The 13,805-nt window shown below is 43.0% G+C and carries 12 protein-coding genes (1 of these 12 cut by a window edge); 1 reads left to right on the forward strand and 11 read right to left on the reverse strand.

The window, feature by feature from the left end; all coding sequences use genetic code 11:
• The 8 genes from THMIRH_RS09325 to nadD all read right to left on the reverse strand — a co-directional run.
• On the reverse strand, positions 1 to 3,028 hold the 5' portion of the coding sequence (locus THMIRH_RS09325) for a YhdP family phospholipid transporter (protein ID WP_173291832.1). The gene continues 797 nt to the left of window position 1, outside the view; only the first 3,028 of its 3,825 coding nucleotides appear in the window; its start codon is at positions 3,026 to 3,028; its stop codon lies off the left edge, out of view.
• A complete protein-coding gene (gene rng / locus THMIRH_RS09330) occupies positions 3,028 to 4,500 on the reverse strand; it encodes a ribonuclease G (RefSeq protein ID WP_173291833.1) in 1,473 nt (490 codons plus the stop codon). Before rng ends, THMIRH_RS09325 begins: the two co-directional genes overlap by 1 nt.
• The gene (locus tag THMIRH_RS09335) at positions 4,490 to 5,068 is read right to left on the reverse strand and encodes a Maf family protein (RefSeq protein ID WP_173291834.1); all 579 of its coding nucleotides are present in this window, start codon (positions 5,066 to 5,068) and stop codon (positions 4,490 to 4,492) included. The genes rng and THMIRH_RS09335 overlap by 11 nt, the downstream gene beginning before the upstream one ends.
• Positions 5,069 to 5,179: 111 nt before the next feature.
• Positions 5,180 to 6,424: an HD domain-containing phosphohydrolase gene (locus THMIRH_RS09340; RefSeq protein WP_173291835.1), complete on the reverse strand. Its 1,245-nt coding sequence runs from the start codon at positions 6,422 to 6,424 to the stop codon at positions 5,180 to 5,182.
• A 24-nt stretch (positions 6,425 to 6,448) separates the two neighbouring features.
• A complete protein-coding gene (locus THMIRH_RS09345; RefSeq protein ID WP_173291836.1) occupies positions 6,449 to 8,728 on the reverse strand; it encodes a PAS domain-containing hybrid sensor histidine kinase/response regulator in 2,280 nt (759 codons plus the stop codon).
• Positions 8,729 to 8,788: 60 nt separating this feature from the next.
• Positions 8,789 to 9,259 (reverse strand): 23S rRNA (pseudouridine(1915)-N(3))-methyltransferase RlmH, encoded by a 471-nt coding sequence (rlmH, locus tag THMIRH_RS09350; RefSeq protein WP_173291837.1) that lies wholly within the window; start codon positions 9,257 to 9,259, stop codon positions 8,789 to 8,791.
• A 12-nt stretch (positions 9,260 to 9,271) separates the two neighbouring features.
• On the reverse strand, positions 9,272 to 9,619 hold the full coding sequence (gene rsfS / locus THMIRH_RS09355; RefSeq protein ID WP_173291838.1) for a ribosome silencing factor: 348 nt from the start codon (positions 9,617 to 9,619) through the stop codon (positions 9,272 to 9,274).
• A 34-nt stretch (positions 9,620 to 9,653) separates the two neighbouring features.
• Positions 9,654 to 10,337, reverse strand: coding sequence for a nicotinate-nucleotide adenylyltransferase (gene nadD, locus THMIRH_RS09360; protein ID WP_173291839.1), 684 nt, complete (start codon positions 10,335 to 10,337; stop codon positions 9,654 to 9,656).
• On the opposite strand from nadD, the gene THMIRH_RS09365 reads away from it, so the two are divergent.
• Positions 10,336 to 10,944, forward strand: coding sequence for a DNA-J related domain-containing protein (locus THMIRH_RS09365; RefSeq protein ID WP_173291840.1), 609 nt, complete (start codon positions 10,336 to 10,338; stop codon positions 10,942 to 10,944). The genes nadD and THMIRH_RS09365 overlap by 2 nt on opposite strands.
• A gap of 1 nt (position 10,945) precedes the next feature.
• Here THMIRH_RS09365 and THMIRH_RS09370 read toward each other — a convergent pair whose 3' ends face one another.
• Genes THMIRH_RS09370 through THMIRH_RS09380 form a run of 3 tightly spaced genes read right to left on the reverse strand, consistent with a single transcriptional unit; the run spans position 10,946 to position 13,805 of the window.
• Positions 10,946 to 12,199: a glutamate-5-semialdehyde dehydrogenase gene (locus tag THMIRH_RS09370; protein WP_173291841.1), complete on the reverse strand. Its 1,254-nt coding sequence runs from the start codon at positions 12,197 to 12,199 to the stop codon at positions 10,946 to 10,948.
• 11 nt (positions 12,200 to 12,210) lie between these two features.
• A complete protein-coding gene (holA, locus tag THMIRH_RS09375; RefSeq protein ID WP_173291842.1) occupies positions 12,211 to 13,227 on the reverse strand; it encodes a DNA polymerase III subunit delta in 1,017 nt (338 codons plus the stop codon).
• A complete protein-coding gene (locus THMIRH_RS09380; RefSeq protein WP_173291843.1) occupies positions 13,224 to 13,805 on the reverse strand; it encodes an LPS-assembly lipoprotein LptE in 582 nt (193 codons plus the stop codon). The genes holA and THMIRH_RS09380 overlap by 4 nt, the downstream gene beginning before the upstream one ends.

Consider the following 13,805-nt stretch of genomic DNA (forward strand, 5'->3'; position numbering starts at 1 on the left):
CCAACTGATCGATCGCTTTACCGGCTAAAACTAAATTTTGGCCATTAAAATTAAAGCTATTGATGGCTAAATTTGACCAGGCCTGGCATTTTTTTTCTTCATCAGCAGCTTTCTTGGCACTGACAGGGTCATATTTAATCCCCTTTGCTTGAATAAAATAGTTGTTTAAACTATCCCTTCTTAAATAGACCCCAGATTCTGCTGATTCTAATTGCGCCAACCATTCTTTTATATCATTCAAATATTGCCAGGATAAGGTCACATCTGAATAGTGATTTTTTTCATCAAGCTGAATCTGTTGAAATGTCAAACTCGATTCTCGCCAGTCATGACTCAATACCCAGCTGGGTAAAGACTCTGATGGAACTTCTGAACTTTTTACCCAGTTTTGCCAACTTTCAAGGTTGACCTGACCTAAGCGGCCCTTAATTTGGAAAAGATTGGGTTGTACAGCTAATTTGTCTGCATTTTGCTGACCACCGAATTGCGCAATTAACCCTTTAACCTCCATTACATCGGTTTTATAAAGAGCTGTCGCTTTTCCCCAATCGGTCAATTGCGCATCAACCCTTAACTCTTTTTCTAATAATGTGAAGTTTGATTTTAAATTTTGGCCATTTTCTTTAAAAAATTGAGTGTCAAAGGGCAGGGGCAAAGCACTTTGAACATCAGAAAGCGCCATTAATACTGAACCCGTTACTGGTTTAGAGCTTTTTAATGGCAACGAGAGGTTAAGATTCCAAGGCACCTTACCCTTAAGAGCTTGAGCATCATCCATGACATCTGTCATTAACTGCTCAATATTGAGTAAGCCAGCCAAATCCAGTGCAAGTTGTTCATGATTTGTATCGGTAGCAAGACTCCCCTTAAGATTGCCGCCTGCAAACTTCGCCGTTAAATTTTTAGATTCTGCTGATTTTTCACTAAAGGTTACCTGTCCTTGTAACTCTGTCAGATGTAACTTATCAAACAGGTGCAAGGTGTTTTTATCTAACTTAACTTCACCACTCACCTCTTCTTGTCGTTTTGGATAACCATGTACAGGTATCCAGATGTTATTCAAACTGACCTGAACATTACCTTCAGCTTGTAACTGACTTTCCATAAAATCGGCGATTCCTGCCTTTTTAAGCAAGGGTGATGCTTGTAGTACTGCCAAGGCATTGGTTAAAGTGCCAGCCGCTTTGCCCTTGATAGCAACCGCGATGTCTGGCTGATCTAACTCTTTAATATTAACCACAACATCTGAAATGCTTGTATCTAAGATATGAGCTTGGTCGGTAGAAATTTTTAAATCGAAAGGTGTGAACTGGAGTCGAGCGGTAAAACCCTCAATGGAAGGCCAATCAGGTTGAAATTTTAAGTTTGTATTGTCGATGGTTAAGGTTGCTTTTAGGATATCGCTTGAATCTGCTGCGGTAAATTTGAGTTCTTTTAAATTCCCTTTTAGTTGCAGCTCTCCTTGAATGTTTTGACCTGACACCAAAGAGGCTTTTAACCAATCCTGCAAAGCTTTGCCCATTAAAGGATAAGGAATAAAGGCTTTTGCATCGGCCATAGAGTCTGCTTTTAATTGCAAAACTATGTCGGTATTTTTGGAAGCATCTATCTGCGCATCAATCACCAATTTTAGATTGTCTAAGGCAAAATTTTGTCGAGTAACTTGCCAAGCAGATTTTTCGATTGACCAATCTAAAATAAAAGGCTGTGGAAATTTCAGTTTAACAGGCTCTTCTCTTAAATATTCTGATTGAATCAGGATGTCCGAATCACTTGAAATCTGTAAACGATGATCTATAAACGATAACTGCAGGTCGTTTCCTGAAAGCATCGGCAAGCCCTGGTAAGCCGGCCATGAATATTGTGACAAAACGACTGTAAATTGACTTAAAGACAGATCTTGTAAATCAATCGCCCCTTTTATCTGCTCAGCATTAAGGGAAATCATGCTTGATTCTGGTAGCGTGATTCCAAAATTTGTCAATACACGACGCAAAATTGGAATAAACGGTTTTAGAGAAATTGACTGAGATTCGAAGCCCAGTAAATTGCCATGCCCTAAAGAGACTGTTATAGGGGAATGTGCTTCAACAAATTCATTATCGAGCCGAAGGCTTTCTAATTTAAACTGCCAGTTCTCCGCCCAAGAAAGCTTTTGGTTGATGGAAGGAGAAAACTGAAACTGAACCCCCATACTTTTCGGCATTAAATCATCATGCTCAGTCCAGGCTAATTGCTGTGCATTGAAATCCGTTGTTAAGGTTAGATTCCCATCATTTTTAAGCGTTGCATTTAACTGAGCGGTTGCAATGCCATTCGGCAGCAGAGATTGCCATTGCTCAGGCAAATATTCATGCCATAAAGCCAGATCTAATGGCGATGACATGGATACATCAAATTCGCCCGCAGATAAGTGGCTTAACAAAGTCGTTTCAAAATCAGACTTAAATTGCAGGTTTACACTGGGCATCTCATCTAAGGCAACAGAAAACTGCCCCAGTGTACGCCAATGTAGGCCTTTATAAGATTGAAATTCGTCGATATGCAACTTCAAATACTGTGCGGCGGCTAAATTCACTTCAATATTTTTAAGTTGAATTTTTTGCCATAAATTCCGCACATGAAAATCAGATAGAACCGACTGTGGATTCATCAAAAAGTCGTTGTTTTGCGCCGGCTGTTGCAAAACTGTTTCTAGGCGCAAACCTTCGATGCTGAGAGATTGTCCAGGGTCCAACGAATAAAAGAAAGGTGACCAGAAATTGAAGTCAAACTTGATGACCTGAGCACGCACCTGAGTGTTTGCAGACACCACTTGCAACTGATGTATTTCAACATCCATGCCTTGCCAAGTTTGCGTTAGCTGAAGATCTTTAAAACTAATTTCACTAGAGGATAATTTTTCTGCCACCCAGACCAGTTGCTTAGGGGCGACTTGCAGCCAAAAAATGGCCGCCGTTAAGGTTGCAAAATAGGCCAATAACAGAATCAGCAAAATTAAAGAAAATTGCTGAAGCCTTTTAAACATCAGAGCATAACCACATCGTATTGTTCTGCGTTATAGGAACTTTCTGCTTGAAAACGGATGCTTTTTTCAATAAACAGTTCCAGCTCAGCCACGCTACTGGATGCCTCATCCAAGATATAAGACACCACACTTTCCGCAGCAATCACTCGATATTTGCTGGCATCAAACGATCTCGCCATACGCGTAATTTCACGGAAAATTTCATAAGCAATGGTTTCAGCGGTTTTGATGGTGCCGCGTCCACTACAAATTGGGCAAGGCTCGCACAAGGTGCGCTCTAAACTTTCACGCGTGCGTTTACGCGTCATTTCTATCAAACCTAATGAAGAAATTTCAGTCACCGTAGTTTTTACTCTGTCGCGCGCCAACTCTTTTTGCAAAGAATTATAAACATGCTCACGATGCTCAGCTTCCGTCATATCAATTAAGTCTAAAATGATAATGCCGCCCAAATTTCTCAACCTTAACTGACGCGCAATCGCTTGGGTCGCTTCTAAATTGGTACGATAAATCGTTTCTTCCAAATTTTTATGCCCAACAAACGCGCCGGTATTCACATCGATGGTGGTCATCGCTTCGGTTTGATCAATAACCAAATAACCACCTGACTTTAAATCCACACGCTTTTGCAAGCCCATTTGAATTTCTTCTTCAATACTATACAAGTCAAATATCGGTCTTTCACCCGTATACAATCCAAGCTTATCCGACAAGCCCATCACATAACTCTCAGAAAACGCTTGCATTTTCTTGAAGGTTTCTGTTGAGTCAACCCGTATTTTTTCAATTCGCTCGACAGGAATATCTCTTAAGATTCTTAAAGACAAGGGTAAGTCTTCGTAGACCAAAGCGTATTCTTTAACATTTTTCGATTTTTCTTCAATGGTTGACCATAGTCGATTCAAATAAAGCAAATCGGCACGCATTTCGTGAAAATCTGCCCCTTCGGCAACCGTTCTGACAATGTAACCGCCATTACCCTCAGCAGACTCTGGAATACTTTGCATTAAATTTCTTAAGCGATCGCGCTCAGCATAATTTTCGATTTTTTGTGACACGCCAATCATTTTTTCGGCAGGCATAAAAACCAACATGCGAGAGGGAATGGTCACCTGCATGGTCACTCTAGCGCCTTTAGAACCAATAGGGTCTTTGACGACCTGCACCAAAACCTTTTGGCTGGGATAAAGAAGTTTTCCGATATCCTCGCAATCTTCAGGCACATCTTTATTGACCGATTCTCGACACACATCAGACACATGTAAAAAAGCTGCACGCTCTAAGCCAATATTAACAAAAGCCGCTTGCATACCAGGTAAAACCCGATCCACGCGACCCATATAAATATTACCCACCAAACCTCTTTTATTGGCACGCTCTATCCAAACTTCTTGTAAGACGCCATTTTCTACCCAAGCAACACGCGTTTCATTAGGCGTGACATTGACCAATACTTTTTCTTCACTGCCCATGATTAAAATATCCCGACTCGGTTAATAATTGATGACACTCAAACAAAGGCAATCCCATCACACCAGAATAAGAGCCGTCAATTTTTTCAATAAACTGCGCCCCCAATCCTTGAATGGCATAACCACCCGCCTTATCTTTCGGTTCGCCAGTCTGCCAGTAGGCTTGCATCTCAAGATCACTCAGCATTTTAAAAGTGACTTGGGTGGTATTCAGCGCAGAAAACACTTCGCCATCCGTTAACACCGCCACTGCCGATAAGACTTGATGTGTTCGACCCGACAATAACTTTAACATCCGTAAAGCATCCGCCTCGTTTTTAGGTTTACCCAGCAATTTCTGATCCACTAGAACGGCGGTGTCACTGCCAATGACCCAAATTTGATTACCTGGAACTTTATTGTATCCCGCAAAAGCCTTTTCAACCGCCATACGCAAAACAAAACTTTGCGGACTTTCCTTGGGCAAACCTGTTTCTTCAATGGGAGAGAGAATCACCTCAAAATCAAGATGGAGCTGCTGAAGTAATTCAGCGCGGCGTGGAGATGAGGAAGCAAGATAGAGTTTCATGGTCTTTGAGTTAAATAAATAAAGAAATTATTCTACCCCATCGACATAAAACTCTTTGTCAATATTATGAATATTTTAAGTTTTAGTCTTTAAATTTGCTGACACAAAACCTTAAACTTCAACTGCCAACTGATTATCAATCGTATAGGCCACCATCGCCTTTTGGTAGCACACCTCTAGATTGTCATGGAGAACATCACACACCTTTGCATCTAACTTGCCTTGCTCTTTTAGATTATTCAAAATCTCAAAAGCTGTTTCGGCAGATAACGCATTACGATAAGGTCTATTTTGAACCAATGCTTGAAAAATATCAGCCACGGCTAAAATGCGCGCGTTGAAGGGAATTTGCTCACCTTTTAAATGATAGGGGTACCCCTGTCCATCCAAAGTTTCATGGTGCAAAGAAGCCAGAAATGCAATGTCTTTAAACCCTGTAATTTGAGTGAGAATCACATTGGAATCAAATCCGTGGCGATTCATTTCAATGCGTTCATCCACATCTAATTGCCCCGGTTTATTTAAAACCCTGTCTTTTACTTTGAGTTTGCCTAAATCATGAAACAAACCCGCCAGTTCTAAATGTTCCTGCTCAACTTGGGTCAAGCCCAATAATTCAGCCAAATACCTTGCTAAACAGGCAACCCCTATGGAATGCTCGGAAGTAAAAGGACTTTTTGCATCAACGGCTGCTGAAAACAGTAGCGAAAACTCCTTAACCTCGTCAAAACTAAACTCAACTGGCGACTGTTCGGCAATCCAATCTGCAAAAAAACGCCGCAAAGACTGCTCTTCTAAGAAATACCAAAAAGCATCATTGCCAGCTGTTTCGATAAACTTATCCACCAACTCTGGACTGAAAAAGGATCCGGACAAACTTTGCAAAACTTTAAAAATATGCGCACGCATATCCATAAAAGAGTCTTGATTTTTAGCCCGTAAAGCGTCCACCCGATCGACCAAATAAATTAAATTAGCATCTATTTGAGTGGCTTGAGATAAATCACTTGGGAGATTTTGCCAATGGGTATGGTGAAAACGCACCGCTAAAGCATAATCTTGAAATAACCGAACGGATTTCATTAGCTCAAACCCGCGTTCAGCATGAAGATAGGAGTTATCCCAGTCTAATTCGTTGATTAAATGACTGTGCACTATGGTGGAAGAAACGCCGCAATCATGCAGCATTCCAGTGTAAATAATGTCGTCGATTCTTTGTTTAGGCCAACCGAGTGTCTCGCCCACTTTAGCGGCCATATAAGCCACTCGCTTACCATGTAAAGTGTCATCTATACCGACAAAATCCAAGGCTTCAGACAGTGTAAAAGTGACCTCTCTTGGATTTAATAGATACATGAAAACCTCCAGTAGCCTTTGTGCTTAATTAAATTTTTGTAAAACCAACTTTAACGCCTGTAAGTTAATCGGTTTGCCTAAAAAATCATCCATTCCAGAAGCAAAACACATTTGACGATCTTCATCGAGCACATTGGCCGTTAGAGCAACAATGGGTTTTAGACGGTTTTGTGCACCTGCCTTGCCAGCACGAATTTGTTTAGAAGCCTCATAACCATCCATTACGGGCATTTGGCAATCCATCAGAACCAAATCAACCTCGTTTTCTTGAAGCTTATCCAATGCCTGTAAGCCATTTTCGGCAGACACATACTGACATCCAAATTTTTTCAGTAACGCTTCTATGACCTTTCTGTTCACAATATTGTCTTCAACCACTAACACTTTTAGGTTAGATAAATCTGTATTCAGGGTTTGAGCACCCATCGGTGCTTTGGGCAATACCGCCGCCACTTGATTCAGTGGCAAGGTTATCCAAAAGGTTGCTCCCGCTTGTGGCTCTGAATCTACGCCTATTTCACCGCCCATCAATTCTGTCAATCGCTTACAAATCGACAAACCCAATCCTGTTCCGCCAAATTTTCGGGTGGTTGAAGCATCTACTTGGCTAAAAGGTTTAAACAACTTGGTTTGGTCTTCTTTGGATAAACCCACTCCAGTATCCCTAACCGAGACTTTGAGTATTTCGCCATCAAAAACCTGTATTTTTTCAAGTAATAAAGTGATGGTACCTTTCTGAGTAAACTTAATCGCATTGCCCATCAAATTGGTTAAGATTTGTTTTAACTTTTGCTCGTCACCTAAAATCCAATCTAAATCACTCGAGATAAACTCTAAATTTAACACCAAGTTTTTAGCCATCGCGGCGGGTTTTAACAAAACCAATAAACCGTTTGCGGTATTCACCAATGAAAATGGTGTTTTCTCTATCTCAACTTTACCGGCTTCAATTTTAGAAAAATCTAAAATATCGTTGATTATGCTCATCAAACTTTGGCCGCTTTGGCGAATAATCTCAAGTGCTTGGCGAGTTTCTGGCGTGACTGGAGAATCCAACAATAAATCCGTCATACCGATCACCCCATTCATGGGTGTTCGAATTTCGTGACTCATATTGGCCAAGAACTCGCTTTTGGCTTGATTAGCCGCATCCGCTCGCAACTTCTCTTCTTGCAGCTTGACCTCTGCGAGCTTACGGTCGGTAATTTCAGCAAAAGAACCGACCATTCTAATGGGATTGCCTTGCTCATCACGCTCAACAATATTGCCGCGGTCATAAACCCAAATCAACTTGCCATCTCGTCTACGCATTTGGTGCTCAGACACATAAGGGGCTTCGCCTCTAAAACAAGCCTGAATTTTTTCCATAATTTTAGGTTGGTCTTCTGGCAATAAACACTGCACGAAATCATCCATCATGTGCGTGAGATCAGATTCCTCATAAGCCAAAATCTTAAACCATTGTCGATTATGCGTGAGTGCGCCCGAGGGAATGTGCCAATCCCAAACGCCTTCTTGAGTGGCTTGCATAACATAGTTAAGGCGTTTTTCACTGTCTTCAATTTGTTTTTGAGCCGTGACTATGTCAGTAATATCGTGCGCAATGACTAAAATTTGTTTGTTACCTTTTTCATCCAACAAAGGTTTTTTAATCGATTGAAAATGTCTGACTTCACCCGTTTCGGCATTAGTACTGTCTTCGATAACAACTTCTGTTTCAAACTTTGTCATAATCTGCTGCACACTTTCTTTAAAAAATTGTGCTTGCTCTTGATTGCCCGTGAAATATCCATCTTCCTTGCCAATCATTTCTTCAGGTGTCGCATCATACAAATGGGCAACCGCTTGATTCACCAAAATAAAGTTACCCTCCCAATCCTTCATCACGATGACATCAGGGGTTTCATCTAACGCAGTGCGCATTAATACATTTTGATGATGTAATTCTTGATGGATTGCAGCGTAAGCAGATAAATCCGTTATTGACAGGTAAACCAGGACTTCGTCATTTTCAGTGGTTAGATTGAAAGCCAAGTGGTAAGAAACCAGCTGAGATTTGCCGTCAATTAACTTGGTGGTTGTATATTGATTGGAACAGGGCGTTCTAGACTCTGCAGGATTTTGGGGAACTTTTAGAAGATATGCCGCAGGGATTGTTTGGGTAATCAATTGTTCTAAGGCGATACAAGTTTCTTCACCCAGACCATTTAATAATTGCGCCGCTTGATGATTAAATGCTTTGATTCTCCAAGCCGCATCATAAATAATCAAGGCATTCGGTAAAGATTCTATCGCTTGCAACACAATTAACTCCATCTATTTTTAACCAGGCCTGGTGAAATTTAAGCCTATTTAAGCACAAAATTACTCACGATGATAAGGGTGATTTTGCAAGACTGACCAAGCTCGATAAACTTGTTCTGCCACCAACACTCTAACCAAGGGATGAGGCAGAGTCAGTTTGGACAAACCCCACTTCCAACTGGCCTGCTCAATTAAATCTGACTGTAAACCATCAGGACCGCCGACCACCAAAGCAATATCTTGCCCCGAACCTAACCACTCATCTAGTTTCTGTGAAAACTCTAACGTGGTCGTCTGTTGACCATGTTCATCTAAAATCACCAAACGCACCCCTTTTGGAATCGCTGCAACAATCCGCTTGGCTTCTTCTTGCTTATATTGTTCTGCTGTGCCCGTCTTACCGCGAGTTGCCATCGGCAGTTCATGCAACTTTAAACTGCAACTTTTGGGTAATCGCTTGGCATATTCTTGGTAACCATCCAATACCCATTTGGGCATTTTCTGGCCGACCACAATAAAATGAATAATCACAAAAAGACTGTTTTATTCTGCAATCGTTTGACTGGCGGGCTGCACTTCCCACAATTTTTCCAATGCATAATGCGCACGTGCTGATTCCGTCATTACATGCACAATCGCATCACCCAAATCGACCAACACCCAATCAGGCTCTGGTCCCGCTTCAACACCCAAAGGCTCTTCGCCAGCATCTTTTACTTCTTGCGCCACGCGAGAACCCAAAGAACGAACGTGCGTGGTTGAAGTACCCGTGGCAACTACCATTAAATTGGTGAAGGTACTGATTTGCGAAACATCCATGATTTTAATATCACGCGCCTTACCGTCGTCTAAAGCTTTATAAATAATGTCTTGTTTGGTTTGTAAATTCATTGAAAATTCCATGCTCCATAAAAAATAAAAAGCCCTATTCTTGATAGAGCTGGTGTTGTTGAATATAGTTAATCACAGGTGACGGCAATAAATAATCGACACAAACGCCCTGCTTTAAATAGCTGCGCAACGCCGTTGCGCTGAGTTCTAATTGGGTAATCGGCACATCCACAATTTGACCAAAAGGTTCGGTCAGTTTAGGCACCCAACTTTTCTTAAATAACTGCCCCACCTCACCGCTTTGCGGAATCGGCTCTCCTGGGCGATGCGTAATGGCTAAATTGGCCAACTTTAAAATGGTTTGCCACTCAAACCAAGTATCAAACTTAGCAAAGGCATCGGTTCCCATCATCAAAACCAATCCTTTAGCTGGATAACGCTTGGTCAAAGTTTGCAGAGTATGCACCATATAAGAAGGGCCACCCTGCTCAATTTCAACTTTATCCAGCACAAACTTCGGCTGCGAGGCGATGGCTAAGGCAATCATGGCACAACGATGCTCGGCTGAAACACTGGGCTGATCGCGATGCACCGGCTTATAGCACGGAATAAAACGCACCTCTTCTAGCCCCAAAGCCAGCTGAACTTCTAAGGCTGGGCGTAAATGTCCAAAGTGAATTGGATCAAATGTGCCGCCATTGATGCCGATATATTGACCGCTAAACGCATTCAATTTGCCAAAGTCCTCCCTGCCACTTTTTGCTATTATAGCAAGCATGTCAAATTATCCACCCGAAATTCCATCACAGCTTGAAAGTGCCTTTTTTGAACACCTCAAAGACGGTCATGCCATTCAAGAACACGCTTTGCTTAAGAATTTAACCGAACAAGGCTTTCAAGGATTTAAACCCTCCCTTGAACCACTTGAACTGTTTCAAGCACACTTTTTGTGTTTTCACTTGCTCTATCGACTGCAAACCAAGTGGTTCAGTGAAGGACTGGGTTGGTTAGAAATTTATACCCTCAATATCCAACTGCACCCTATGCAAACCGCGGATTCCAATGCGCTAACGCAAAATGATGAACTGCGTGCCTACTATTTAAACTATCAACACTTTCTAGACACCCAAGCCGTTGATGTCCAAAATCTGATGGATAATTTTTGGTCGCAATTCGATTTACAAAGCCTGCCCTATGAAACACTCAAAGCCGATTTAAATTTGTTAGAAATCGACCCAGAAACCCCTTTAGAAGATCTCAGTCTTACCCAAATCAACCAGCAATATCGCAAACTCTGCGCACAACACCACCCCGACAAGGGCGGCAAAACCGCAGACTTTCAAGCGCTCAGTCTAGCGGCGAATCGCTTGCGTAAATGCATCTAGCCTAAATACGAATATGTCCGTCGCCTAATACGATGTATTTTTGTGACGTCAATCCTTCTAATCCCACCGGGCCACGCGCATGGAATTTGTCGGTTGAAATGCCGATTTCAGCACCCAAGCCATATTCAAACCCATCGGCAAAACGCGTAGAGGCATTCACCATCACCGAGCTGGAATCGACCTGTGCTAAAAATTGACGCGCACGGGTGTAGTTTTCGGTAATGATGGACTCGGTATGTCCAGAGCTGTATTGCGCAATATGCGCCATGGCTTCTTCAACATCCGCCACCACCTTAATCGACAAAATCGCATCCAAATATTCAGTCGCCCAATCCTCATCGCTCGCCGCATTCATTGATACTATGGCTTGTGCCTTAGCGCAACCGCGACATTCCACACCTTTTTCTTGATACATTTTAACCAGGCCTGGTAGGATTTCAGCTGCCCTAGACTCGGCAATCAATAAGGTTTCCATGGCATTACATACGCCATAACGATGGGTTTTGGCGTTATAAGCCACTTTGACCGCTTTGTCGGCATCAGCATCTGCATCAATATACACATGACATATACCATCTAAATGTTTAATGACCGGCACGCGCGCTTCTTCGCTGATGCGAGCAATCAAGTTTTTGCCTCCACGCGGTATAATCACATCCACGAATTGTGGCATGGTAATCAAAGCGCCCACCGCAGCTCTATCCGTGGTTTCGACCACTTGCACTGCGGCAGTGGGTAATTCAGCCAATTCCAAACCTTTTTTGATGCAACTCGCTAAGGCTCTATTAGAAAATGCCGCTTCAGAACCACCACGCAAAATTGCTGCATTCCCCGATTTTAAGCATAAGGCCGCCGCATCAATCGTCACATTGGGACGCGATTCGTAAATAATTCCCACCACCCCTAAAGGTACGCGCATTTTACCGACTTGAATTCCGGATGGGCGGTAGCTCATATCAGAGATTTCGCCAATCGGGTCGGCCAAATTGGCGATTTGACGCAAGCCTTCTGCCATGCTTGCAATGCCTTTGTCCGTAAGGGTTAAACGGTCTAACATGGCCGCGTCCAAACCATTGGCTTTGCCCTGTGCTAAATCTTTAGCGTTTTCAGCTTTTAAAAACTCAGCTTGCGCTTCCAAGCTGTCGGCCATTGCCAACAAGGCTTGATTTTTTTGAGCCGTTGAAGCCGTCACCAAAATGCGACTGGCCGCACGAGCTTGCTGACCTAAGGTTTGCATATACGCTTGAATATCCATCTCTATCCTCTCTACTGAGCCATCTTTACCACTAAATCATTTAAACTGAGCCAAGCATCGCCTTTACGAATGCCCTTAATTTCAAAATCGGCTTGGGTGCATAAGCGCAAGAGTTCTTGCCAGCCCTGCAACGACTGACGCCGCAATGCTTGGGAATATTCCGCTTGCTTGCTGTTCCAAATAAATAACTGTTTGTATGCCTGTGCCAAACTGACTTTTTGCTGTAACTCGCACAGTTGCACTAGGGTGCGCACTTCTTTGGCCAACAACCACAAAATAATTGGCGCCTCTAAACCTTCTTGTTTAAGGCGATTTAGAATTTGCAACGCATAGGCGGTTTGCCCAGTGAGGGCGGCGGTGCTGAGTGCAAATAACTGATAATGCGCTTGGTCGGCAACATTATTTAAAATGTCTTGCACCTGCAGTTGCGTGCCTTGCGCAAACAACAAGCTGAGTTTTTCCATTTCTTGGTCTGCGGCTAATAAGTTGCCTTCAACCCGTTCCGCCAAAACGTTCGCGGCTTCCAAATCCAAACTCAGTCCCACGCTCAGAGCGCGTTGCTGACACCAGGCAGGCAAGGCTTTCAATTCAATAGGTCGAGATTGCACCACCAAACCGGTTTGCTCAATCACCTGCACCCATTTGCTTTTGGTTTGTTTGCCATCCAACTTTTCGCACAAAATCACCAGCACAATTTCAGGTGGTGAATCATGCCGCAACTGCGCCCACTTTTGAATGAAATCGCCCCCGACTTTTCCAGGTGCACCGCTGGGCATCGACAATTCAATCAAACGGCGTTCGGCAAATAAAGAACCGGCTTGGGTATCCATTTCAAGCGATTGCCAATCAAATTTGGCATCGACTTCATAGGTGTCACGCTGCAAATAATCTTGGTTTTTAGCAAACGCACGGAACGCATCTAACGACTGGCGAATCAAAAGCGGCTCTTCACCATAAATCAGCACTATCGGCGGCATAGTCAGCTGAGCGGCTTGCAGTTGTTTAATAAAGGCTGGGGCAACAATCATTGTGTGGCGGGAACCTTTTTAGATTCTGCATTCGCGTTGGCACGGGCGCTGGCTCGTGAAATGCGATCAATCATCTGTAACGCCACTTCTTGTACCATTTGTTTTTGCAAACTTTTCAGTTCTTGATTTGCTGCTAATGCTGCGGCGCTGTCTAAACGACGATCCCGAAAACTGCTGGCCGTGGCTTCTACCACTAAAGTATTGTCGGCAACCTGCCAAGCACTGAAAGGCTGTGAGAGTTTAATCAGTTCAGAAGCCGTATCTCCCTGCGCCGTTAAACTGGTTCGCGACGCTTGAGTCTGCGTAGGCGACAAGCGAATCTCCAGTTCCGCTTGCGCCAAACCATCCACCACTTCTACACCCGACATTTTAAGTTGCTGCGTTAAAGCGTTCACCAAATCCGCGCGAACACCAGATGCCGCAGACAGTTTTACGGTTTGAAAACTCATCGTGCCGACTTGGTTTAAGCCTTTTAAATGAAAGCCACAACCGCTTAATAACCCTAAAAACACCCAAAAAACGCCCAAAACTAACCAGGCCTGGTTAGTTTTGGGGCGATTTTGAAGATTATTAAGCAT

This window comes from Thiosulfativibrio zosterae, assembly GCF_011398155.1.
Lineage (GTDB): Bacteria > Pseudomonadota > Gammaproteobacteria > Thiomicrospirales > Thiomicrospiraceae > Thiosulfativibrio > Thiosulfativibrio zosterae.